Annotated in this window: 20 protein-coding genes and 3 pseudogenes; 9 read left to right on the forward strand and 14 right to left on the reverse strand. The window is 53.9% G+C overall.

All coding sequences use genetic code 11. The annotated features are described in order from the left end of the window. Positions 1-9: 9 nt before the first annotated feature. The gene (locus tag NM96_08140; GenBank protein AVR79305.1) at positions 10-1,686 is read right to left on the reverse strand and encodes an energy-dependent translational throttle protein EttA; all 1,677 of its coding nucleotides are present in this window, start codon (positions 1,684-1,686) and stop codon (positions 10-12) included. Between the two features lie 300 nt (positions 1,687-1,986). On the opposite strand from NM96_08140, the gene NM96_08145 reads away from it, so the two are divergent. Next, entirely contained in the window at positions 1,987-3,111 is a 1,125-nt protein-coding gene (locus NM96_08145; protein AVR79306.1) for a Fic family protein, read from the forward strand. Between the two features lie 74 nt (positions 3,112-3,185). Next, positions 3,186-3,897 (forward strand): annotated as a pseudogene (locus NM96_08150) (hypothetical protein). Between the two features lie 135 nt (positions 3,898-4,032). On the opposite strand, the gene nadB reads toward NM96_08150, so the two are convergent. Both nadB and NM96_08160 read right to left on the reverse strand, forming a co-directional pair. Further along, a complete protein-coding gene (gene nadB, locus NM96_08155; protein AVR79307.1) occupies positions 4,033-5,577 on the reverse strand; it encodes an L-aspartate oxidase in 1,545 nt (514 codons plus the stop codon). Between the two features lie 51 nt (positions 5,578-5,628). Beyond that, positions 5,629-6,741, reverse strand: a complete 1,113-nt coding sequence (locus tag NM96_08160; GenBank protein ID AVR79308.1) for a quinolinate synthase NadA — start codon at positions 6,739-6,741, stop codon at positions 5,629-5,631. Positions 6,742-6,773: 32 nt separating this feature from the next. Here NM96_08160 and NM96_08165 point away from each other — a divergent pair. From NM96_08165 to nadC, 3 genes and pseudogenes are all read left to right on the forward strand, one after another. Then, positions 6,774-6,914, forward strand: a pseudogene (locus tag NM96_08165) (cold-shock protein). Between the two features lie 29 nt (positions 6,915-6,943). Next, a complete protein-coding gene (locus NM96_08170) occupies positions 6,944-7,882 on the forward strand; it encodes a hypothetical protein (GenBank protein ID AVR79309.1) in 939 nt (312 codons plus the stop codon). A 75-nt stretch (positions 7,883-7,957) separates the two neighbouring features. After that, positions 7,958-8,839, forward strand: coding sequence for a nicotinate-nucleotide diphosphorylase (carboxylating) (gene nadC, locus NM96_08175; GenBank protein AVR79310.1), 882 nt, complete (start codon positions 7,958-7,960; stop codon positions 8,837-8,839). A 205-nt stretch (positions 8,840-9,044) separates the two neighbouring features. Here the strand turns inward: nadC and NM96_08180 are convergent, their stop codons facing one another. The 3 genes from NM96_08180 to NM96_08190 form a co-directional block, all read right to left on the reverse strand. Next, entirely contained in the window at positions 9,045-9,185 is a 141-nt protein-coding gene (locus tag NM96_08180; GenBank protein ID AVR80300.1) for a pilS cassette, read from the reverse strand. Positions 9,186-9,256: 71 nt separating this feature from the next. Next, complete coding sequence (gene mtgA, locus NM96_08185) at positions 9,257-9,958, reverse strand: monofunctional biosynthetic peptidoglycan transglycosylase (protein AVR79311.1); 702 nt, start codon at positions 9,956-9,958, stop codon at positions 9,257-9,259. Position 9,959: 1 nt separating this feature from the next. Next, positions 9,960-10,769 (reverse strand): shikimate dehydrogenase, encoded by an 810-nt coding sequence (locus NM96_08190; GenBank protein AVR79312.1) that lies wholly within the window; start codon positions 10,767-10,769, stop codon positions 9,960-9,962. A 244-nt stretch (positions 10,770-11,013) separates the two neighbouring features. Here NM96_08190 and glnA point away from each other — a divergent pair, with 244 nt between their 5' ends. The 3 genes and pseudogenes from glnA (at position 11,014) to NM96_08205 (ending at position 13,753) form a co-directional block, all read left to right on the forward strand. Then, positions 11,014-12,432, forward strand: coding sequence for a type I glutamate--ammonia ligase (gene glnA / locus NM96_08195; GenBank protein AVR79313.1), 1,419 nt, complete (start codon positions 11,014-11,016; stop codon positions 12,430-12,432). Between the two features lie 195 nt (positions 12,433-12,627). After that, positions 12,628-12,714: pseudogene (locus NM96_08200) on the forward strand (acetylgalactosaminyltransferase). Continuing rightward, on the forward strand, positions 12,689-13,753 hold the full coding sequence (locus NM96_08205) for a butanediol dehydrogenase (GenBank protein ID AVR79314.1): 1,065 nt from the start codon (positions 12,689-12,691) through the stop codon (positions 13,751-13,753). Before NM96_08200 ends, NM96_08205 begins: the two are co-directional and overlap by 26 nt. Before the next feature lie 274 nt (positions 13,754-14,027). Here the strand turns inward: NM96_08205 and NM96_08210 are convergent, their stop codons facing one another. From NM96_08210 to edd, 8 genes are all read right to left on the reverse strand, one after another. Further along, on the reverse strand, positions 14,028-16,199 hold the full coding sequence (locus tag NM96_08210; GenBank protein AVR79315.1) for a TonB-dependent siderophore receptor: 2,172 nt from the start codon (positions 16,197-16,199) through the stop codon (positions 14,028-14,030). A 351-nt stretch (positions 16,200-16,550) separates the two neighbouring features. Continuing rightward, entirely contained in the window at positions 16,551-17,189 is a 639-nt protein-coding gene (locus tag NM96_08215; protein AVR79316.1) for a 7-carboxy-7-deazaguanine synthase QueE, read from the reverse strand. Next, complete coding sequence (locus tag NM96_08220; protein ID AVR79317.1) at positions 17,186-17,557, reverse strand: DUF1304 domain-containing protein; 372 nt, start codon at positions 17,555-17,557, stop codon at positions 17,186-17,188. Before NM96_08220 ends, NM96_08215 begins: the two co-directional genes overlap by 4 nt. A 268-nt stretch (positions 17,558-17,825) precedes the next feature. Further along, the gene (gene queD / locus NM96_08225; GenBank protein AVR79318.1) at positions 17,826-18,248 is read right to left on the reverse strand and encodes a 6-carboxytetrahydropterin synthase QueD; all 423 of its coding nucleotides are present in this window, start codon (positions 18,246-18,248) and stop codon (positions 17,826-17,828) included. Positions 18,249-18,258: 10 nt separating this feature from the next. Continuing rightward, positions 18,259-18,774: a DUF1543 domain-containing protein gene (locus NM96_08230; GenBank protein AVR79319.1), complete on the reverse strand. Its 516-nt coding sequence runs from the start codon at positions 18,772-18,774 to the stop codon at positions 18,259-18,261. Positions 18,775-18,806: 32 nt separating this feature from the next. Further along, on the reverse strand, positions 18,807-19,466 hold the full coding sequence (gene queC / locus NM96_08235; GenBank protein ID AVR79320.1) for a 7-cyano-7-deazaguanine synthase QueC: 660 nt from the start codon (positions 19,464-19,466) through the stop codon (positions 18,807-18,809). Between the two features lie 162 nt (positions 19,467-19,628). Beyond that, positions 19,629-20,267, reverse strand: a complete 639-nt coding sequence (locus NM96_08240) for a 2-dehydro-3-deoxyphosphogluconate aldolase (GenBank protein AVR79321.1) — start codon at positions 20,265-20,267, stop codon at positions 19,629-19,631. Positions 20,268-20,726: 459 nt separating this feature from the next. Beyond that, positions 20,727-22,562: a phosphogluconate dehydratase gene (edd, locus tag NM96_08245; protein ID AVR79322.1), complete on the reverse strand. Its 1,836-nt coding sequence runs from the start codon at positions 22,560-22,562 to the stop codon at positions 20,727-20,729. A gap of 463 nt (positions 22,563-23,025) precedes the next feature. On the opposite strand from edd, the gene zwf reads away from it, so the two are divergent. Then, positions 23,026-24,471, forward strand: coding sequence for a glucose-6-phosphate dehydrogenase (zwf, locus tag NM96_08250; protein ID AVR79323.1), 1,446 nt, complete (start codon positions 23,026-23,028; stop codon positions 24,469-24,471). Positions 24,472-24,474: the final 3 nt, after the last annotated feature.

Raw genomic sequence — 24,474 nt, forward strand, 5'->3', positions numbered from 1 at the left:
ATTTTCCTATCAACGCGTTACCGGTTTATATTTAATCCGTTTCGGTTTTGCGCCCTCTTCGCCCAAACGGCGTTTCTTATCGGCCTCGTATTCCTGATAGTTGCCGTCGAAGAACACCCATTTCGAATCGCCTTCGCAAGCCAAGATATGCGTGGCGATGCGGTCGAGGAACCAGCGGTCGTGCGAAATGACCATCACGCTGCCGGCAAATTCCAGCAATGCGTCTTCCAGCGCGCGCAGGGTTTCCACGTCGAGGTCATTGGACGGTTCGTCCAGCAGCAAGACGTTGCCGCCGCTCAACAAGGTTTTTGCCAAGTGCAAACGTCCGCGTTCGCCGCCGGAAAGCTGCCCTGCGATTTTGCTTTGGTCGCTGCCTTTAAAGTTGAAACGACCCAAATATTGGCGGGCGGGGATTTCAAACTGTCCGACCTGCAAAATGTCGCGGCCTTCGGCGATGTTGTCGAACACGGTTTTGTCGTTTTGCAAACCTTCGCGGCTTTGGTCAATCAGGCTCATTTTCACGGTTTGCCCGATTTTCACTTCGCCCGAATCGGGCTGCTCCTTGCCCGCAATCATTTTGAACAGCGTCGATTTACCCGCGCCGTTCGGACCGATGATGCCGACAATCGCGCCCGCAGGCACTTTGAAGCTCAAATCGTCAATCAGCACTTTGTCGCCAAACGATTTGGAAACATTCACAAATTCAATCACTTCGTTACCCAAACGCTCGGCGACGGGAATGAAGATTTCCTGCGTTTCATTGCGTTTTTGGTATTCGTAGTTGCTCATTTCTTCAAAACGCGCCAGACGCGCTTTGGACTTGGCTTGGCGGCCTTTGGCATTTTGGCGCACCCATTCCAACTCCTGCTTCATCGCTTTCACACGCGCAGCTTCGGATTTTGCCTCGTTTTCCAAGCGTTTTTCTTTCTGCTCCAGCCAAGACGAGTAATTGCCTTTCCACGGAATACCGTGGCCGCGGTCGAGTTCCAAAATCCATTCGGCGGCGTTGTCGAGGAAGTAGCGGTCGTGTGTTACGGCAACGACTGTGCCGGGGAAGCGCACCAAGAATTGCTCCAGCCATTCGACCGATTCCGCATCCAAGTGGTTGGTCGGCTCGTCCAGCAGCAGCATGTCGGGCTTGCTCAACAAGAGTTTGCACAAAGCGACGCGGCGTTTTTCACCGCCGGACAAATTGCCGATTTTGGCATCCCATTCCGGCAGGCGCAGCGCATCGGCGGCGATTTCCAATTCGTGTTCCGCACCGCCGCCCGTGGACGAACCCGCTGCAATAATCGCTTCCAAGCGGCCCTGCTCTTCCGCCAGCGCGTCAAAATCCGCATCAGGATTGGCATACTCGGCATACACTTCTTCCAAACGTTTCTGCGCGGCAGCCACTTCGCCCAAACCGCTTTCCACTTCCTCGCGCACGGTTTTTTCAGGATCAAGCTCCGGCTCTTGCGGCAGATAGCCGATTTTGATGCCGCCCATCGGCACGGCTTCGCCCTCAAATTCCTTATCCACACCCGCCATAATCCGCAGCACGGTGGACTTGCCCGCGCCGTTCAAACCGAGCAAACCGATTTTCGCGCCGGGGAAGAAAGAAAGGGAAATATCTTTAATGATGGTTTTCTGCGGCGGCACAACCTTGCTCACACGCAACATAGAATAGACGTATTGTTGGGACATGGTTTTCTCAATTCGGTCAAACAAATTTCAGACGACCCATTTTAACCGATTGCACCGATTGTTGCTTGCACGGATGATATTTAGAGGGGAAACAGATGGGATAATTAAAAGGCTTGTTAATCATTTTCTACTTATTTTGATTCATAAATTTGTTTGTTATTCACAAATGAATACCAAAACCCTTTATGAATCATTTTTTATTAAATTTGATTGACAAACTTGCTTACCCATCATAAATGAGCGACAATACTTTTTATTATTGATTAAAAATCGAATTTTTTGATTCTCAAAAAAATTTATATGAATAAATTACTCAATTTTGATGATGCTGTTCAGTATCACTACAATCAGTTTCCTCCGAAATCACTCAATTACACCCTACTGATGCCTAGCCTGCTCACAGCGACCGATGCCTTGGCGCGCTACGATCAAATGTTGAAAAACATGCACAACAGTGAGATTTTACTTGCCCCATTACGAAACCAAGAAGCGGTTATTTCTTCGCGTATGGAAGGCACAATCAGCACTATGGACGAAATTATGCAATATGAGGCAGATTTTGGTGAAGGGAATGATTCCACCGAAGTCCGCTCGGACATTGTAGAAACCGTGTTGTATCAACGGGCGTTGAAAAATGCTCAAGGCGCAATAGAAGATGGTTATCTATTCAACAAGTTTTTATTGAAAACCATGCACCAACAGCTTTTATCTTATGGACGTGGTGCCAACAAATCCCCCGGCACATTCAAGCATGAGCAGAACTATTTGGCAGACAAAGGGAAAAAATCTATTCTTTTCATACCGATAAGCCCTGAGAAATTGGAAGAAGGTTTGGACAGGCTATTTGATTACATCAATGGCGATTCAACCCCGATTTTGGCGAAAACCGCTGTATCCCATCTTGAATTTGAAGCACTTCACCCATTTCAAGACGGCAACGGGCGGATTGGTCGGATGTTGATTACCTTAATGCTTTGGCAGGCAAAAGCCATTAGCGCACCGCATTTTTATATCAGCGGATATTTTGAGGAACACAAAGAACGCTACACAGAATTGATGCGCCAAGTTTCTCAAACCGGAGATTGGAACGAATGGTGCCAATTCTTCTTTGAAGCCATCTATTGGCAAGCAGTGCATAACCTTGAAATTGCCCAAAGCATTCATGCACTTTATGAAGAAATGAAGTTCATTTTTACCCAAACACTTTCCTCCAAACATTCGCTTGCTGTGTTAGATTTTGTTTTTACTTATCCCGTTTTCCGAAACAGCCGATTATCAGAACTGGCCAACATCCCGCCTGCAACTGCAAACCGTTTCACCAAAGCATTGTTGGAAAAAGGTATCTTGACATTAAAAGAAGAAGCAAGCGGAAGAAAATCGGCATTGTATTCGTTTGAAAGGATGATGGAATTGGTGAGGGTTTAATGAAAAAGGTCGTCTGAAACCTTTTCAGACGACCCCAAAACGAAACCAAAGTTAAAACATAAAAGGAGCATCCCATGTCCCAACATCCCTCCGCCGCGCTAATTTCCTGTCTGCAACAGCACCAAATCCCCGCCGAACACATTACCGCCTTGCAGCACTTTACTCCCAGAGATGGATTTTGCTTTCACCATGACGATACGGATTGGCAAAACAGCAAAGATTATTTTGACGAATGCTGGCAGGCTTTGCCGGTTGCACCCATTTTACAGGACGAGGAAAGCAACGAATGGTTTGTCTACCTTACCGAGCCGCTACTTGGTATGGTCGGACACTTCCAACATGATGATCCCGATTTGGTACCCAGCTTCGCTACCATCCCTGACTTCCTGGCTGCCATTGCGGCACATCCTGAAGCACAAGACGGCTACGAACTGCTGCATGAATAAGTGCGCCTACCAATTTCCCAATCCCATACCGCCGCTGGATACCGCCTCACGCCAAGCCGCCATACAACAGCTTCAGCAGGCGGCAGAACAAAGCGACGATGACGAAATCCGCCAATGTCTGCATTTCGCTTGGTTTAATCTCATTGCTAAAAACGAAATCGAGCAATGGCTGCTGCCCTATCTCGATGATGAGGATATGTATGTGCAGGAACGCACCATAGAACTTATCGGCAAACACAACTATCAAGCCGCACGCGACAAATTGCACGAACTGCAAACGACGGCTCTTCCAAACGGGCAAACTGCCGCGCAACGTGTATTGAAAATGTGGGGCAGTTAAGCATTGGAAGCCGTCTGTCCATATAAACGGTGTACATCGCTTCAAATCAGCCAAAAGGTCGTCTGAAATCCCCTTTCAGACGACCTTTCTTCATTCTCCACAGGAATATCCCCAACCCCCGTGCAGCCCTACCCTTCAACCTGCCGCCTGTTTTTTCCACTCGACACGCTCTGTCAAGTCGGCATTGAAATGCGCACCAATGTTTTGCCGCCTTGCGTATGCGGCTTGGGCGACAGCGAGGCTGCATTCGATCAGGTTGCGGTTTTCGTATTCGGACGCGGTGTGCGGCTCGGCTTGGTTTTGCTTCCAAAGCCGCAGTTGGGCGATGGCGTGGCGCAGGCCGGTATCGTTGCGGAGGATGCCGAGATGGCGTTGGTTGAAGGCTTGCAGGACGTGGCGGCTGAATGTGTTTTGGAGGTCGTCTGAAAAGATGCCTGCTTCGGCGGTGGGGTTTTCAGACGACCTTTTAGACGGTACGGTTTGGAATGCTTGTCCGTCCGCGATGGTTTGGGCGGCAAGTCTGGCGGTAACGACGCATTCAAGCAGGGAGTTGCTGGCGAGGCGGTTGGCTCCGTGCAATCCCGTGCAGGCGGTTTCACCTAAGGCGTAGAGCTGCGGCAGGGAGGTTCTGCCGCAGGGGTCGGTTTGGATGCCGCCGCAGGTGTAGTGTTGCACAGGGCGGACGGGGATGGCTTGGCGCGTGATGTCCAAGCCGCATTGGGACAGGCAGTGCCGGTGGATGGAAGGGAAATGCTGACGGACGAACGCTGCGGGTTGATGGCTGATGTCGAGCGAGACGAAGTCTTGCGTTTGCTTGGCGATTTCGGCGGCGATGGCGCGGGCAACGATGTCGCGCGGCGCGAGTTCGGCGCGGCGGTCGTAATGCGGCATAAACCGTTCACCCGATTGGTTGGTCAGGATGCCGCCTTCGCCGCGCACGGCTTCGGAAATCAGGAAGGTGCGGCCGTTTTCAGACGACCTTGCCAAGCCTGTGGGGTGGAATTGGATAAATTCGAGGTTTTCGACTGCGCAGCCTGCGCGTATCGCCATGGCGATGACGTCGCCCGTGCATTCGGGCGGCGTGGTGGTGGCGGCGTAAATCTGTCCCAAGCCGCCGCCTGCGAGTACGGTATGGCGGGCGCAGATGCGGTAGGTTTCTTGCGTTCGGCAGTCGAGGACGGTCAGCCCACACGCCGCGCCTGATTCGATTTGGATGTCCAACGCCATCTGCCGCTCGCAAACGCGGATGTTCGGGCGGCGGCGTATTTGGGCAATCAGGCTCTGCATGACGGCTTCGCCCGTGTAGTCGGCGACGTGGGCGATTCGGCGGCAGGTGTGCCCGCCTTCGCGCGTCAGGTGCAGGCCGTTATTATTTTGGTCGAACGCCACGCCCTGCGCCAGCAGCCATTCGATTGCCGGTTTGCCCTGCGACAGGATGGTGCGGACGGCGGCTTCGTCGCACAAGCCCGCGCCCGCTTCCAAGGTATCGGCAACGTGTTTTTCGATGTCGTCCTCTCCCGACCACGCCGCCGCAATTCCGCCTTGCGCATGGCGGCTGGCGGTGTCGTCCAGCCGGTTTTTGCACAAAATGACGATGCGGAACGATTCAGGCAGCGACAGGGCGAGCGTCAGTGCCGCCAGCCCGTTTCCGGCAATCAATACGTCGCAATCGGTTTGCATGGTGTTGTCCTTGTTTGTGAGGTCGTCTGAAACGGTAATACGGACGGCAAATCAGGCGGGTCCCATGCCGTTGAACACATCTTTTTTCTTCAGCCCTGCCGCGAAATCGAGCATACGCTGCAAAGGCAGTTTGGCAGCTTCGCCCAGCTTTCTGTCCAACAGGATTTCGTTACACCCGCTTGTCAGGGCGTGTTTGATACCACCCAGCGAATTCATCGCCATCCACGGGCAGAACGCGCAGCTTTTGCAGCTTCCGCCGTTGCCCGCCGTCGGTGCGGCGATAAATTCTTTGTCGGGCGCCTGCTTTTGCATTTCGTGCAGGATGCCCAAGTCGGTCGCCACGATGAATTTCTTTTCAGGGCGCGATACGGCGGCTTTCAGCAGCTTGCTGGTCGAGCCGACCACGTCGCCCAGTTCGATGACGCTTTGCGGCGATTCGGGATGAACCAGCACCACTGCGTCGGGGTGTTCCGCCTTCAACGCCGCCAGCTCCTGCCCTTTAAATTCGTTGTGGACGATGCACGAACCCTGCCACAACAGCATATCCGCGCCCGTTTCGCGGCGGATGTAGTCGCCGAGGTGGCGGTCGGGCCCCCAAATCAGCTTCTCGCCGCGCGATTTCAGATACGACACGATTTCCAACGCCACCGAAGACGTTACCACCCAGTCGGCACGCGCTTTCACGGCGGCGGAAGTGTTGGCGTACACCACCACCGTGCGGTCGGGGTGTTGGTCGCAAAACGCTGAAAACGCTTCTTCGGGACAACCCAAATCCAAAGAACATTCCGCCTCCAAATCAGGCATCAGCACCGTTTTTTCAGGGCAGAGGATTTTCGCGCTCTCGCCCATGAAGCGCACGCCCGCCACCACCAGCGTACCGGCCTCGTGTTCCGCGCCGAAGCGCGCCATCTCCAGCGAATCGCCCACGCATCCGCCCGTCTCCAAAGCCAAATCCTGAATCAGCGGATCGACGTAATAATGCGCCACCAAGACCGCGTTTTTCTCCTTCAGCAAAGCCTTGATTTCGTCTTTCAGACGACCTGCCGTCTCGCGGTCGGGCGTGTCGGCAACCTTCGCCCACGCCTGACGGATTTGGCAGGCGGAAGTCGGCGTTTGGATGAGGGGCATATCGTAGTCGAACGAGCGGCGGGCGGCGGTTTGCATGATGTTTCCTTGTAGCTGGTTTTTGAGGCGGCATGAAGGTTTGCCGTCTGTTTTTCAAACTGTTTTTATATTATGCTCAACTTGAGTATAATATGCAAGGTCGTCTGAAAACAGGTTTGAGATACCGCAAAACCGACCCGCTTCGTTCCGACAAACCGCTTTGGTTTACAATAAAGCCTTTCCCACCCACAGAAAGCCGAGCATGGACGCCTACCCCGAAGCCGAAGCCCCGCCGCAAAGCATCGTCGAACTGGTTCCCGTATTGATTGCTGTTACCGACGGCGGCCTGCGGGTATTGACCGTCGCCCAAGGCACGCTCCTGCCCAACGGCCCGCTCTCCCCCCTGCGCAATTCATTGCAGGCGGGCGTGAAGCTGTGGGTCGCCAAGCAGACTTCGCAGCCTATGGGCTATGTGGAACAGCTTTACACCTTTGTCGATACCCACCGCCGCAACGAACACGGCATGCCCGTCTTGTACGTCAGCTATTTGGGGCTGGTGCGCGAGGCAGCCGACAGCATCCTGCACCCGGATGCGAAATGGCAGGACTGCTACGGTTATTTCCCGTGGGAAGACTTGCGCACCGATGGCGGGCAGCGCGACGCCGTCGTCAGCCGCCTGCGCATTTGGGCAAACTCGGCGGACACGGAGGAAGTGCGCCAAAAGCGGCTCAAGCGCATTCATTTGTGTTGGGGGGTCGAACCGGAAAACTGGTCGGAAGAATACGTTTTGCAACGCTATGAAATGCTGTATGAAAGCGGCCTGATAGCGGAAGCCGCCGAGCCGCAGGCAAACTTCGACTTCGCACTCACGGGGCAGCCCATGCGCCACGACCACCGCCGCGTGTTGGCGACCGCCCTGTCCCGCCTGCGTGCCAAAATCAAATACCGCCCCGTGATTTTCGAACTGATGCCGCCCGAATTCACGCTGCTGCAACTGCAAAACAGCGTCGAAGCCATCAGCGGCAGATTGCTGCACAAGCAAAACTTCCGCCGCCAGATTCAGCAGCAAAACCTCATCGAGCCGTCGGATACCGGAGTATCGGGCAGCAAAGGCCGTCCCGCGCAGCTTTACCGCTTCCGCGACGACGTCCTGCCCGACAGGCTGATTTCGGACATCGGACTGCCGCTGGGCAGCCGTTAACCCGTTTTCAGACGACCTCAAACGAAGTTTTGCCCCATCGGTGCAACATCAATCTTTTTCAACAAAGGAAACCCCATGTCGTCTGAAAACACCCTCTTCCCCCTGCCCGACACCCTGTTGCGCCCCATGGTCGAACAAGCCCTGAGCGAAGACTTGGGCAGGCGCGGCGACATTACGTCCGCCGCCGTCATCGCCCCCGATAAAACCGCCAAACTCTTCCTCGTCAGCCGCGAAAACGGCGTCATCGCCGGCATGGACTTGGCACGTCTTGCCTTTCAGACGATGGATCCGTCCGTCCGCTTCCAAGCCGAAATCTACGACGGGCAAGCCGTCCGCGCAGGTCAGACGCTGGCCGCCGTCGAAGGCAACGCCCGCGCCCTGCTCGCCGCCGAACGCACCGCGCTCAACTACCTCACACACTTAAGCGGCATCGCCACCGCCACCGCGCGTGCCGTTGCCGAAGTCGCCGAATACGGCACAGACATCGTGTGCAGCCGCAAAACCATCCCCCTGCTGCGCGTCCTGCAAAAATACGCCGTCAGGGCAGGCGGCGGCGTGAACCACCGCATGGGTTTGGACGATGCCGTGCTCATCAAAGACAACCACCTCGCCTATTGCGGCAGCATCGCCCAAGCCGTGCGACAGGCGAAGCAGGCAGTCGGACCGTTGACCTGCGTGGAAATCGAAGTGGACACGCTGGCACAACTGGACGAAGCCATCGCGGCGGGCGCGGAACGGATTTTGCTGGACAACATGGACGACGAAACTTTGAAAGAAGCGGCAAACCGCTGCCACACGCAAACCGCCCACCCCCACACCGTCTATTGCGAAGCATCGGGCGGCATCGGCTTCGACCGCCTGAAGCGCGTGGCACAAACCGGCGTAGACGGCATCGCCCTCGGCTATCTGACCCACAGCAGCCGCTCGTTGGACATAGGCTTGGATTTCGTGGCGTAAATTTTGCCGAAGACAGCGGCGCAGAAAGAAAACCATTCAAAAACGCCCGTTTCGTCATTCCCGCACAGGCGGGGTAAAGATGACGAAACGGGCGTTTTCTGGAGTGGATTATAGTGGATTAAAATAAAAATGAGACAAGGCGGCAACGCCCTTATGGACTTTAGCTAAATTACTTTATTTTCGACACGCAACTTACCGCTTGTCGTCATTCCCGCGCAGGCGAGAATCCATTTTTGAAATTCAGAAACCTTTTTTTAAACCAAGATTTCTCAAGTTTTACAATGGATTCCCGCCTGCGCGGGAATGACGGAAGAACGTATCGAAACTGGGAAGATAGGCGATATATGTGATATGGCAAACAGGGTTACAGTTGCACAAAGGTCGTCTGAAACCCCATCACCTGATTTTCAGACGACCTCAATCCAGATCACTTTCGGGCAGCTCTGCCGAACCCATGCGGCGCAGGATGATGTTGGTTTTGTTGCGCAGGCGTTTGCTTTTGGGGTTGTCGGCGTAAAACAGCGGCGCGGGGACGCGGGCGGCGAGTTTGGCGGCCTGCTGTTTGGTCAGATTGGCGGCGGGTCTTTTATAGAAATACTGGGACGCGGCTTCTGCGCCGAATACGCCGTAGTGCCATTCGATGGCGTTCAGATACAGCTCGAAAATGCGGTCTTTGTCGGTAACGGCTTCCATCATCGCGGTAATCGCGGCTTCTTCGCCTTTGCGGATATAGCTGCGGCTTTCGTTCAAAAACAGGTTTTTGGCAAGCTGTTGGCTGATGGTCGAGCCGCCTGCTTTGACTTCGCCGCTTTGTTTGTTGCGTTTGATGGCGTATTGGATGCCGCCCCAGTCGAAGCCGCCGTGTTCGGCGAATTTGGCGTCTTCGGAGGCAATCAGGGCTTTTTTCAGGTTGACCGAAATGCGGTCGTAAGGTACCCAGCGGTAATCGAGCGCGACATCTTTGCCTTCGCTTTGAAACTGCCGCATCCGCATCGCCATGAAGGCGGTTTTATTCGGCGCGACGGCGCGGTAAGTGATGATGTTGCCGTACACATAAGCGTTGAAAAAGATAAATGCGCCCAAAGGCAGGGCAATCAGCCATTTGATGATGCGGAACATTTTATAACTCTCTCATATATTGGACGACGGGCAGGACATCGGGCGCGAAACCGCGCCAAAGCCGGTAGGAAGCTGCCGCCTGTCCGACCAGCATGCCCAATCCGTCGGCGGTTTGTTTTGCGCCTGATTGGCGGGCGAACGCTAAAAACGGCTCTGCCGCTTCGCCGTAAACCATATCGTAAGCCAAAGTGCAATGTTCAAAGACTTTGGGCGATACGGCGGGAAGCTGTCCGCTTAAGCCGCCGGATGTGCCGTTGATGATGATGTCGAAGCCGCCTTCCAGTTCATCCAAAGGTATGGCTTCAATACCGAAATGCGCCGCCATTTCCGCCGCTTTGGTGTGGGTCCGGTTGGCGATAACGATGCGCGCGGGGCGGTATTCTTTCAATACGGGAATCACGCCGCGCACCGCGCCGCCCGCGCCGAGCAGCAAGACGGTTTTACCTGACAGTTCCACGCCCAGCCTCTTTGAAATATCGTCCGTCAGTCCGATTCCGTCGGTATTGTCGCCGCGTATTTTACCGTTTTCCAGCAAAATCAGCGTATTGACCGCACCCGCTGCCAACGCGCGTTCGGAATGTTCGTCCGACAAGGCAAACGCTTCCTGCTTGAACGGTACGGTAACATTCGCCCCGCGCCCGCCGTCGGCAAAAAACGCTTCGACCGCCTGCGCGAAACCGCCGGTGTCGGCGCAAATGCGCTCATATTCGATTTCGACGCCTTCCTGCAAGGCAAACTGCCGATGGATTTGCGGCGATTTGCTGTGCGCGACGGGGTTGCCGAAAACGGCATAACGGGGAACAGTGTTCATAAAAATCCTATCCGGCAGGACAAATGCAAAGACCGTCCATTATAACCGCCTTTGCCGCCTGATACCGCTGTTTTCCAATAATTTGGAATATGTATCAGATTGTTGACAATCAGGTCGTCTGAAACTATATTCCGCAAGTCAGAAATTTAACGGATTTGCGGTTTCAGACGACCTTCGGCGTGATAAAATGCAGCAGATTTTCCGCGAGATTCCGTATCCGTTACTTCCCATTTAGGAGCCGAAAATGTCTATCAAAGACGCAGTAAAACTGATTGAAGAAAGCGAAGCCCGCTTCGTAGATTTGCGCTTTACCGATACCAAAGGCAAGCAGCACCACTTCACCATCCCCGCCCGCATCGTCCTCGACGACCCTGAAGAGTGGTTTGAAAACGGTCAAGCGTTTGACGGCTCGTCCATCGGCGGCTGGAAAGGCATTCAGGCATCCGATATGCAGTTGCGCCCCGACCCCGCGACTGCCTTCATCGACCCCTTCTACGACGACACCACCGTCGTCCTCACCTGCGACGTCATCGACCCCGCCGACGGTCAAGGTTACGACCGCGACCCGCGCTCCATCGCCCGCCGCGCCGAAGCCTACCTCAAATCCACCGGCATCGGCGACACGGCATACTTCGGCCCCGAACCCGAATTCTTCGTCTTCGACGGCGTAGAGTTTGAAACCGATATGCACAAAACCCGTTACGAAATCACGTCCGAAAGCGGCGCATGGGCAAGCGGCCTGCACATGGACGGTCAAAACACCGGCCACCGCCCTACCGTCAAAGGCGGCTACGCCCCCGTCGCCCCGATTGACGCCGGACAAGACCTGCGTTCCGCCATGGTGAACATTTTGGAAGAACTCGGCATTGAAGTCGAAGTCCACCACGCCGAAGTCGGCACCGGCAGCCAAATGGAAATCGGCACGCGCTTCGCCACCTTAGTCAAACGCGCCGACCAAACCCAAGACATGAAATACGTTATCCAAAACGTCGCCCACAACTTCGGCAAAACCGCCACCTTCATGCCCAAACCTATCATGGGCGACAACGGCAGCGGCATGCACGTCCACCAATCCATCTGGAAAGACGGTCAAAACCTGTTCGCAGGCGACGGCTATGCCGGCTTGAGCGACACCGCGCTCTACTACATCGGCGGCATCATCAAACACGCCAAAGCCCTGAACGCGATTACCAATCCGTCCACCAACTCCTACAAACGCCTCGTGCCGCACTTCGAAGCGCCGACCAAACTCGCCTACTCTGCCAAAAACCGTTCCGCGTCCATCCGCATCCCGTCCGTGAACAGCAGCAAGGCACGCCGCATCGAAGCGCGTTTCCCCGACCCGACCGCCAACCCATACTTGGCGTTCGCCGCCCTGCTGATGGCGGGTTTGGACGGCATTCAAAACAAAATCCACCCGGGCGACCCAGCCGATAAAAACCTCTACGACCTGCCGCCGGAAGAAGACGCACTCGTCCCAACCGTCTGCGCCTCTTTGGAAGAAGCCCTCGCCGCCCTCAAAGCCGACCACGAATTTCTGCTGCGCGGCGGCGTGTTCAGCAAAGACTGGATCGACAGCTACATCACCTTCAAAGAAGAAGACGTACGCCGAATCCGCATGGCGCCGCATCCGTTGGAATTTGAAATGTATTACAGCCTGTAATCCGCATTTCCAGTCAGGCTAAACGAAAGGTCGTCTGAAAACCTAGAAACAAGGTTTTCAGACGACCTCTTTTTGTTTATTCAAAATACGGCCTGCCGGCCAAAGCAAAAAGTATTAAAATAACAGCAATCAAACGACACAAACCCTGCCGATAATAAAAACTGTCGTCATTCAAGCGCACACCTACCCTTCCCTGAAAAGCCGTCCTACCTTTCAGACGACCTTTCTTTCCAACCTCAAAACAAGGAGCGTTACAATGAAAGCAGCACGTTTTTACGATAAAGGCGACATCCGCATCGAAGACATCCCCGAACCGACCGTCGCCCCCGGCACCGTCGGCATCAACGTCGCCTGGTGCGGCATCTGCGGTACCGACCTGCACGAATTTATGGAAGGTCCGATTTTCATCCCGCCCTGCGGCCATCCGCATCCGATTTCCGGTGAGTCCGCGCCCGTAACGATGGGACACGAGTTCTCCGGCGTGGTTTATGCCGTCGGCGAAGGCGTGGACGACCTCAAAGTCGGACAACACGTCGTGGTCGAACCCTACATCATCCGCGATGACGTACCGACAGGCGAAGGCAGCAACTACCACCTCTCCAAAGACATGAACTTCATCGGCTTGGGCGGCTGCGGCGGCGGCCTTGCCGAAAAAATCGCCGTCAAACGCCGCTGGGTGCATCCGATTTCCGACAAAATCCCGTTAGACCAAGCCGCTTTGATTGAACCCCTGTCCGTCGGCCATCACGCCTACGTCCGCAGCGGCGCGAAAGCAGGCGACGTGGCATTGGTCGGCGGCGCAGGCCCGATCGGTTTGCTGCTTGCCGCCGTATTGAAAGCCAAAGGCATCAAAGTCATCATCACCGAATTGAGCAAAGCGCGCAAAGACAAAGCCCGCGAATCCGGCGTTGCCGACTATATCCTCGACCCGTCTGAAGTCGATGTCGTCGAAGAAGTGAAAAAACTGACCAACGGCGAAGGCGTGGACGTCGCATTCGAATGCACCAGCGTGAACAAAGTACTGGACACCATGGTCGAAGCCTGCCGCCCGACCGCGAAAGTCGTTATCGTATCCATATGGAGCCACCCCGCCACCATCAACGTCCACAGCGTCGTGATGAAAGAGCTGGACGTGCGCGGCACCATCGCCTACTGCAACGACCACGCCGAAACCATCAAACTGGTGGAAGAAGGCAAAATCAACCTTGAACCTTTCATCACCCAGCGCATCAAGCTGGACGAGCTGATTTCCGAAGGCTTCGAGCGTCTGATTCACAACAACGAATCTGCCGTTAAAATCATCGTCAATCCCAACCTGTAAACGACTGACGGATTGATATAGCTAAATGGCTTTTTTCGATACGCAACTTATCGGTTGTCGTTATTCCTGCGCAGGCATGAATCCATTTTTGAAATTCAGAAACTGTTTTTCAAATCAAGGTTTCTCAAGTTTTACAATGGATTCCCGCCTACGCGGGAATGACGGAATTTGATGACATACCGTATTTAAAGTTAAGTATGCTCGCTATAAAAACACAAAGGTCGTCTGAAAACCTCAAATCGGTTTTTTCAGACGACCTTTTCTTCTGCCTGCTTTAGAACGTGTGTTTCAACGTAGCGGTCAGGCTGCGCGGTGTGCCGTAAACGTGGATGTCAGGCATGGGGCGGTAGCGTTTGTTGAACACGTTTTCAAAGTCCAAGCCGATGCGGGTGGATTTGCCGATTTTGTAATGCGCGGTCAAGTCCAGCGTAGCGTATGGGCGTTGGGTCAAGGCTTCTTTACCGGCAGCGGTGAGGGGCTGGTATTCATCATAGGCGTTTGTACCGCTTTGCCAGTTGACGTTTGCACCCAAGTTTAGGCGGTCGGTAACATCATACGCAGTAAAGAGTTTAAAAAGGTGGGCAGGATAAGAAGGGTTGACCACATTGCCCGAATCATCTTTGAGTTTGGAGTACGCATAAGAAGCATTCAGCAGCCATCTGTCGCTCAAGCGTCCGCCGACGGACAATTCCACGCCTTTGGTCGTTGTGTTATTAACAGATTCATAGTAATACCGTTGATTTTCCTCATCTTCAATTTCTTTCCCTAAATGGTCGCGTTTATTGATAAACGCAGCCGCAGAAGCGTTCAAACGGCCTTCAAACCCTGAGGCTTTTAAGCCGACTTCATATGTTTTGCCGCGTTGCGGTTCGAGCGGTTTGCCGTTTTGATCCAAATAGCGCACTTGCGGGCGGAATATGGTGGTATAGGAGGTGTAGGCTGTCAGATTGTCATTTAAATCATAACTTGCGCCCAAATAGGGGATAAATACCTTGTTTTTATGCCTGCTGTCGGCAAAATCGTTGCGATCGGAACTGTAGTGGTATTGCCAATCGACAAACCGTCCGCCGCCTATCAATGCCAGCCTGTCGGTTAGTTTGAAACGGGTCGAACCGTAAACAGAGAGGTTTTTCATATGGGCAAAGCCGTCACGAAGGTAGGGCATGGCCAGTTTTGTGAAATTTCCGTCGAAAAGGCGCAAATCAGGGACAACCCTATCTTTATCTTTTTCGTAATATGAAAGAGTTTCCTTATTGTGCTGATAGCTGATGCCGGCATTGAATTCATGTTTGCGTCCCAAAAGTGGGTAATCGCCGTCCAAACTCAGAGAAAAATCTTGGTCGGTGTACTTGGCTTGATCGCGCTCGGCAACGAATTTAGCGGAATAGTTCGGATAAATGACAAAAGGACCGGCTATACCGGAAACTGCATCACTTTTTCCATAAGTATGGCTGTAGTTGCCGTTCAGAGCCCAACCGTTTTCAAACTCATGATTGACAGAGGTGAAGATTTCCGCACTGTTTTCTTTACCGTAAGCCCATTTTGCCGAGGCATTGCTGCGCGGAGAGGCTGCAAATGGTTTGAAAGGTTGATTTTTTCTAGGGTTTCCCGCCACGGTCAGATAGCTGAAAGGCGAGCTGCCGGTATTGCGGAAACGGTGTATTTCCGTACCGATATTCCATTGGGTCTGAGGGGCAATGTCGTAGGACAGAATACCGTAGAACGTATGATTGTGGCGCGAAGTGTTCGGCAGGTAATCGCCGCCGTGGTCGCTGACCAAAATAGCGCGCCCACGCAAGGTATTGTCTGCATTCAAAGGCTGATTGGCATCAAGGACGAAGCGGTAGTGTTTCCACGAACCGACTCCGGCTTCCACGCTGACGGCAGGTTTGGCAGTTGGTTTTTTACGTTCCAAAGCAACCGTACCGCCCGGTTCGCCCATACCGCCGTTAGACAAACCGCTTGCGCCGCGCACAACGACGACTTGTTCGTACAATGCGCTGTCCAGATTGTTGGTGCCACGGCGGATGGCTTTACCGTCGTAAAGGAATTTGGGTGCGCCGTCCACGGAAATGCTGTCAATCGCCTGACTGCGCGAAATAAACTCGCTGTGGCCGGAGACGTTGTTGCCCATTTTGCTGTGGAACACGCCCGGTGTTTGTTTCAACACGTCCTGCAAGGTATCCAAACCTTGGTCGTCCATTTGTTTTTCGGTAACGACAGACAAAGACTGCGGCGTTTCGCGCTGGGTCAGGCGGATGCCGGTAGCAGCAGAGGAAGCGGGAATGGTGTAGTTGTTGGTCGTCTGTTTGCCGATGCCCTTTACTTGGACGGTAGGCAAATCAACCTGCTCAACCCCATCCCCTGCCCCGAAGGAATAGGCGGATAAAAGTGCCGCAGCAACAGCAACCGGCAAACGTGCCGGACGAAATTTAGATAATGGCATGGTGTCTCCTAATTATTTAGCCGTCCGAACAGCAGCGGAGTTCCAAACCTCCTTGCACCATTCGGCAGCAAACGGCTTTTTATGCATTAAATAAGAATTTTTATCAAATTTCTGTAATAGGATGAAATAAACGGTCGGAGTATAGGGAACTGACGGGCATGAATCAAATAATTTACACAGTCCCCGATACATCATTTTCATCTGCATGACCATCTTTCATTCTCAATCAAACAAATCCGACAGTTGTAAAAAAGGTCGTCTGAAAATTTTCAGACGACCTTTTCAATAATATAAGGATTTAGAAGAATGATATTTGCGTATTAGGTTGGCATTTGATTCTTCACCATTCCCCTACTCTATCCCCGCCCATTTGTGTGTCTGCACGCTCAACTGCCAATGCACGGGCGCGTCGGGGCGGCTGTTTAAGAGACCGATTTGGCGGATGGTGTCGTAAATGTTCATCACGCCGTTTTGTTCGCAGGGCGAAAGGTAGTAATGGCGCGCGCGGATTTTGCGTTCCATGTTTTCGCAGAACACAACGACATCGCCGTCCGCCACGATGCGTACTTCGTTGGCCTCGGCGATGCAGTTGGTTTCATATTTGGCGGCGTAGCAGGCTTTGGGGCTGGTGGCGACGTAGTCGATTTGCGGCGGCGCGGGCTTGAGTCCGTTGGTTTCGATGCAGAGGAAATAACCTTCTGCCTTGAGCGCATCCAGCAGCGTATCGAGATGCGGCTGGATGGTCGGCTCGCCGCCGGTGATGATGATATTGCGCGCAGTGTAGGTTTTCAGACGACCTAAGATGTCGGACAGGCTCATCATGCCGAATTTCAAATAATCGGTATCACACCAGCCGCACGCCAGATTGCATTTGCCCAAACGGACGAAAACGGCAGGCATGCCCGTGTTCCAGCCCTCGCCTTGCAGGCTCTCGAAAATTTCAACGATGCGGTATTGCGGATTTTCGGGGGAGACGCTGATTTTCTTCATACCGCCAACACCGCTGCCGCCGCCAGCATCGCAGGCAGACCTTGTTTGACGAGTATGCCTTTGTTGCCGGAAGAGAACGCGCCCCATGCGGCGGCAATCAACACGAAGCCGAGAAACAGAATCGTCGCGCCGTAAACGGCGTTGTCCGGCGCGGCAAACCGCGACCACACCAGCCCGATGCCGAGAAAACCGTTATACAGCCCTTGGTTGCTGAACAGGGTCTGCACTTGTTTTTGTTCCATAAATTCATAAGGCAGCTTGAACATTTCCGCCGCCTTTTCGCTGGGAATCTGCGTCATTTCAAGCCAGGCGATGTAGAAATGTTCGGCGGCGACGAGGAGGACTAAGAGGGTGGAAAGGAGTTTCATGGGTGTACCTTTTAATGGGTGTATTTGATATGGAAGGCCGTCTGAAAAAACGGGGAATCCTTACTGAAAAAAAGACAGTTTTACAGTAGATTCAAATAAGGACGCCCCACACCGTCATTCCCGCGCAGGCGGGAATCCAGACCTTGGTTTTTCAGAAATATTTAAAAATTGCAGTAATTCCAAATCTCTGGATTCCCGCCTGCGCGGGAATGACGCGGTTGGGCATACCTTATTTGAATTTACTCTACGGATACGTGCAAGATATTCCCTACTCCCCTTCATACTCTGCACACGATGTCGGCGTTTCCCACAATTTCACGCTGCACACTTTCAGCCCCGCGTTTTGCAAACGGTCATACATTTCGACCGCCATATTTTCGGCAGTGGTGCGGCAAGGAAGGCACAGGGTTTTCATGTTCCAGCCCTCCAAGAGCGCGGAGATTTGGCATTCGCGCTCGTTCCCGCCGTTGTAGATAAACGCGTGGTCGAAAGGGTCGGTAATGTGTTTTTTGACGGCGGCTTTGAGGTCGGTGAAATCCATCACCATACCGTCTTTCGGCCCGCCCCGTATGGGGTCGTCTGAAACGGTGATTTCGAGTTTGTAGGTATGCCCGTGCAGATTTTGGCATTTGCCGTCATGCCCGTCGAGCATGTGCGAGGAGTCGAAGGTAAATATCTTGGTAATTTTCATGGTGGGTACTTTAAATCGGTAAATAGCCCTGAAAGCCCATTTCGGCAGGCTTGCTGTTCGGATTCGGGGTCAGGCGGATGGTATGATTGCCGATGCGGTCGAGCAGGAGCAGGTTGTCCACGTCTTTCAGGTTGTCTTTATGCTGTTGAACATGGTCGGTCAACAGGGTTTGCAGGGCTTTGTGTTTGACTTCGGTGGGCGTGGCGGCAACGAACAGTCCGAAAGCGTGCGCCTCGGCAAGCTGTCCCGCGCGATAACCGCCGACATTGACGAAATACAGGTGCGGGGCGTTTTCAGACGACCCCTGTGGCTCGGCGATATCGGATACGTCAACATCGTAACCATCCACCCATTCGACAATCTGCCAGCCGTCGATGTGGATTTTGTCCGCATCGCCGAACCATGCAGCTTTGAGCGTGGGGATGGCTTCGCGGTAATCGTCGCACACGGCAAATTGGATGTCGTGCACTTCGATATTGGAGCGGCCTGCGTTACCGCCGAGATAGAACATATAAAGTTTGGTCATGATAAGGCTTGTATCGGATGATGGTTGTATTTTCAGACGACCCTTTTACTTTCCAAATATTCCGCCAGCCCGCGCTCGCGCAACACGCAGCTTGGGCATTCGTGGCAGCCGCCAACGATGCCGTTGTAGCAGGTATGGGTCTGTTCGCGGATGTAGTCCAGCGCGCCCATTTCGTCCGCCAGCGCCCAAGTTTGCGCTTTGGTCAGGTACATCAGCGGGGTATGGATTTGGAAGGCGTAGTCCATCGCCAGATTGAGGGTAACATTCATGGATTTGACGAATACGTCGCGGCAGTCGGGATAGCCGGAGAAGTCGGTTTCGCACACGCCAGCGATGATGTGCCTGATGCCCTGTCCTTTGGCGTAGATGGCGGCGTAGAGTAGAAACAGGGCGTTGCGTCCGTCTACGAAGGTATTGGGCAGGCCGTCTGAAGCGGTTTCGATGGCGGCGGTGTCGTCCATCAGGGCGTTGTGCGTAATCTGCTGCATCAGGCTCAAGTCGAGTACGGTTTGTTTGACGCCTAAATCCTGCGCGATCCAGCGGGCGCGTTCCAGCTCGACGGCGTGGCGTTGCCCGTATTGGAAAGTGATGGCTTGGACGTTTTCGCGCCCGTAGGTTTGAATCGCCTGAATCAGGCAGGTGGTGGAGTCCTGGCCGCCGGAGAAGATGACCAAGGCTTGTTGGTTTTGCATGGTGAATCCTAGTTTTGGTAACGCGGGAGGTTTGCGAACCGCGAAAATGGAAAAAAATCGTACGGATTATAGCGGATTTCGTCCGAATATACGCCGCCTGAAAGAACAAGGTCGTCTGAAACCCTAGAAAACGGTTTCAGACGACCTTTGGGGTGTTGCAAATCAGGCTTTGGGTTTCAACGCTGCCGCTTCTTTAGCAAGGCGGGTGATGATGTCCCAGTCTTTGTTTTTAACGGCTTCTTTCGGGGTCAGCCATGAGCCGCCGACGCACAAGACGTTGGGCAGTGCCAAGTAATCGGGCGCGGTGGCGAGGCTGATGCCGCCGGTCGGGCAGAAACGCACGTCGGCATAAGGACCGTAGAGTGCTTTGAGCATGGCTTTGCCGCCGACGACTTCAGCGGGGAAGAGTTTGAGGGTATCGATGCCGTGTTCCAAAGCCAGTTGGACTTCGCCCGGAGTAGCAACGCCCGGAATCAGGGGGATGCCGCTGTTGTGGCTGGCTTTGGCGAGGGATTCGTGCAAACCCGGGCTGATGGCGAAAACCGCGCCTGCGTCTTCGACGGCTTTGAGCTGTTCAGGGTTGGTAACCGTACCCGCGCCGACGATGGCGTTGGGCACTTCTTTGGCAATCAGGCGGATGGCGTCGAGGCCGACGGGAGTGCGCAGGGTAATTTCGAGGGTGGGGATGCCGCCTTCGACAAGGGCGTGGGACAAATCGACGGCGGTGCTTAAGTCGTCAATCGCCATGACGGGCACGACTGCGCCGGCAGTCAGGATTTCGCGTGGGGTCAGTTTGGACATTTCGATTCTCCAGGTGGGATGGGGTTGTCGTTTTTGTTGAGGTCAAATGGGACGGGGTTTAAGTTTTCAGACGACCTACGTCTTTGTTTTTTTCGCGGGCTAAGCCCACGCTACGTCTGCTGCGTTCAAACGGAACGGAGGTTTAAGTTTTCAGACGACCTTTGGGGCTGTATTCGGATATCCGTATCCGACAAATGCCCTGATAACGTCGGATTCGAAAATCCGACCTACGTCTTTGGTTTTGTTCGCGGGCAAAGCCCACGCTACGTCTGCTGCGTTCAAACGGAATGGTGGTTTAAGTTTCAGATGACCTTTGGGGGCTGTAGGTCGGATTCTTGAATCCGACATCTTAAACGGCTGTGTCGGATTCGAGAATCCGACAGTTGCTACGTCTGTTTTAAACGGCTTCAATAATTTTTCAGACGACCTTCCGTTTGAAAAGGTCGTCTGAAACGTACATCAGGCAAATTCACCGCCGAAGCTCATGGCACCGGTTTCTGCGCTGCTGGTCATGCTGCGGAAGTTGGCGAAGAGTTCGCGGCCACAGCCTTGTTGGTTCGCGCTCAAGTCGATGTGTTCGACTTCGCGGGCGTTCCATTCGGCCTCGTTAATCAGGACGTTGAGTTCGCCGGTAACGGAGTCGAAGCGGATCAGGTCGCCGGTACGGATTTTGGCGATGTTACCACCCATCAGGGCTTCGGGCGTCATGTGGATGGACGCGGGCACTTTGCCGGACGCGCCGGACATACGGCCGTCGGTCAGTAGCGCCACTTTGAAGCCGCGGTCTTGCAGGATGCCCAAAGGCGGGGTCAGTTTGTGCAACTCGGGCATACCGTTGGCGCGCGGGCCTTGGTAGCGGACGACGCACACAAAATCGCGTTCCAACTCGCCGCGTTCAAACGCTGCCAACACTTCGCGTTGGTCGTTAAACACGATGGCGGGCGCTTCGATGATGCGGCAGCCTTCGCGCACGGCGGACACTTTAATCACGCCGCGTCCGATATTGCCTTTCATCAGGCGCAGGCCGCCGTCTGGGGAGAACGGGTTGTCGGCTTTGCGCAGGATGTCGTCGTTGCCGCTGGTTTCGGGGGCTTCGCGCCATTCGAGTTTGCTGTCGATGAGGAAAGGTTCTTTGGTGTAGTGGCGCATACCGTGTCCGACGACGGTATCGACATCGTCGTGCAACAGACCTGCGTCCAGTAATTCGCGGATAACGAAAGGCAGGCCGCCTGCTGCGGTAAAGTGGTTCACGTCGGCTTTGCCGTTGGGGTACACGCGGATAAGCAGCGGGATGATGGAGGAAATTTCGTCGAAGTCGTCCCAATTCAAAATCACGCCGGCGGCGCGTGCCATGGCGACGAGGTGCATGGTGTGGTTGGTCGATCCGCCGGTCGCCATCAGGCCGATCAGGGCGTTGATGAAGGATTTTTCGGTCAACATTTCGCCCAAGGGTTTGATGGTGCCGTTTTTGATGCCGCGCGCGAGGTGTCCGGCGGCGTAGCGGGTCAGGGCTTCGCGCAAATCGGTATAGGGATGAACGAAAGCGGCGGCGGGCAGGTGTACGCCCATCATTTCCATCATCATTTGGTTGGAGTTTGCCGTGCCGTAGAAGGTGCAGGTGCCGGGGCTGTGGTAGGAGCCCATTTCGCTTTCGAGCAAGGCATCACGCCCAACTTTGCCTTCGGCGAAAAGTTGACGGGTGCGGGCTTTTTCTTTATTGCCTATGCCGCTGGACATCGGGCCTGCGGGAACGAAGATGCCAGGAATATGACCGAACGAAAGCGCGCCTATCATCAAACCCGGTACGATTTTGTCGCACACGCCCATAAACAGGCTGCCGTCGAACATTTGGTGCGACAGGCCGATGGCGGTACTCATGGCGATGACGTCGCGGGAGAACAGCGACAATTCCATACCGGCGTAGCCTTGCGTGATGCCGTCGCACATGGCGGGCGTACCGCCGGCGACTTGTGCGGTCGCGCCGTTTTTCTGCGCTTCGTCTTTAATTTGGTCGGGGAAGTCTTTAAACGGCTGGTGTGCGGAAACCATGTCGTTGTAGGCGGTGATAATGCCTAAGTTGGGAACGGTGTCCTGAAGCATTTCGATTTTGATGCTTTTGGGCATGGAGGCGTAGCCGTGCGCCAGGTTGCTGCAACCGAGCTGGTTGCGCTCCAGCCGTCCCATTTGTTTGGCGCTGCGGATTTTCGCCAGATATTTTTCGCGGGTCGGACGGCTGCGCTCGATGATGCGCTCGGTGATTTCGGCGAGCTTGGGGTGGATAGGAGTGGGATTCATGTTCGGTCTCCTGTCGGAAGGGGTGGTATGGGATTTTTGTTTGCGCGTTTCTGATTTTTTGTATTGGGTGTGGGGCGTTCAGCGTTTCAGACGACCTTTCAAACCATGCAAGGGGTCGTCTGAAAGCCTCACTCTATCTATGCAGGCTATTATAATACAAAACCTGTAATTTAGTTACAAAATAATCTGCTAAATGTAAGAAATTTGATTTAAATCGTGATATGCGTCATTTGTGAAAATCTACCAGACCAAACTCATCAAACTTTTAAACTAAGTCAAATAATTTGTAAAAATGAGAATAGACAAAATGTGTAGCCATGTGTAGTATTACTACTCATTAGCCCGCCTGTTTTGAAATTTTGATGCAGGCGATTGGTTTCCATTGCTTTTCTGCCGAAACCGCCCGTCTTTCACGGCATCCGGCGGCGCCGGCACAAGGCCTTCCTCAACGAGAGATAAAACGATGAGTACACAAACAAATTTTGATTTGGTGTTGTTCGGCGCGACCGGCGATTTGGCAATGCGTAAGCTGCTGCCTTGTCTGTATCAGGCGCACGTTGCAGGGTTGCTCAATCCTCAGGGTCGTATTTTAGGTGTCAGCCGCAGCGATTTGGATACGGCGGGCTTTTTGGCAAAAGTGGAAACCAACTCCAAAATCCATGTCAAACAAAACTTTTCAGACGACGCTTGGGCATCGTTCGTCAAACGCATCGAATATTTGAAAGTCGACGTTACCCAAGAAGCCGATTTTGCCGCTTTGGGCGAAAAAGTCAAAGCCCGCAAAGAGACCGACAACGTCATCATCTATCTTTCCACCGCGCCGAAATTCTTCGCGCAAGCCTGCGAAAACCTTGCCAAAGTCGGACTGAACGCCGACAACGCGCGTGTCGTTTTGGAAAAACCGCTGGGTACCGACCTCGCCTCTTCCCAACAAATCAATACCGATGTCGCCCGCTACTTCAAAGAAAGCCAAATCTACCGCATCGACCACTACTTAGGCAAAGAAAGCCTGCAAAACCTGCTGGCGCTGCGTTTTGCCAACGTGATGTTCGAGCCGTTGTGGAACAACAAATACATCGAAAGCGTACAACTGACCATCGCCGAACAACTCGGTGTGGAAGAGCGCGGCGAGTTCTACGACATTACCGGCGCGCTGCGCGACATGGTGCAAAACCACCTGATGCAAATGCTGTGCATGACTGCGATGGAAGCACCCGCCAGCTTGGATGCCGACGCAGTGCGCGATGAAAAAGTCAAAGTCATCAAGTCCTTGAAACCGCTGACCATCGAATCCGTCAACGAAAACGTCGTGCGCGGACAATACACCGCCGCCAAAGGCATGAACGGCTATCTGCAAGAAATCAACGTTCCGCAAGACAGCTTCACCGAAACCTACGTCGCCATCAAAGCCGAAATCGAAAACGACCGCTGGAAAGGCGTTCCCTTCTATCTGCGTACCGGCAAACGCATGGCGGGCAAAGTGGCGGAAATCGTATTGAACTTCCGTCCGCTGCAAAACCATATTTTTGAAAACAGCCAAGCCGCGCCAAACCGTTTGGTTATCGAATTGCAGCCGACCGAATCCGTACGCCTCTATACGCAGATGAAAGCGCCGGGCGCAGGCAACAAAGTCGAAATCGTGCCGCTGGCAGCCGACTTGGAAAAAGTCCTCGAAGGCCGCCGCGCCGAAGCTTACGAACGCCTGCTGCTGGACGTCATCAACGGCAAGCTCGCCCTCTTCAACCGCCGCGACGAACTCGAAGCCGCTTGGGAATATGTGATGCCGATTTTGGAAAACTGGGCAAGCAACACCACCCCGCCGCATGGCTACGACGCGCATTCATGGGGGCCGGAAGCCGCCCGCGAACTCTTGGCGCGCGACGGACACAAGTGGCACGAAGACCAGTAAAGC

Origin of the sequence: Neisseria mucosa (assembly GCA_003028315.1) — a bacterium.
In the GTDB taxonomy this organism is placed as follows: Bacteria; Pseudomonadota; Gammaproteobacteria; order Burkholderiales; family Neisseriaceae; genus Neisseria; species Neisseria mucosa.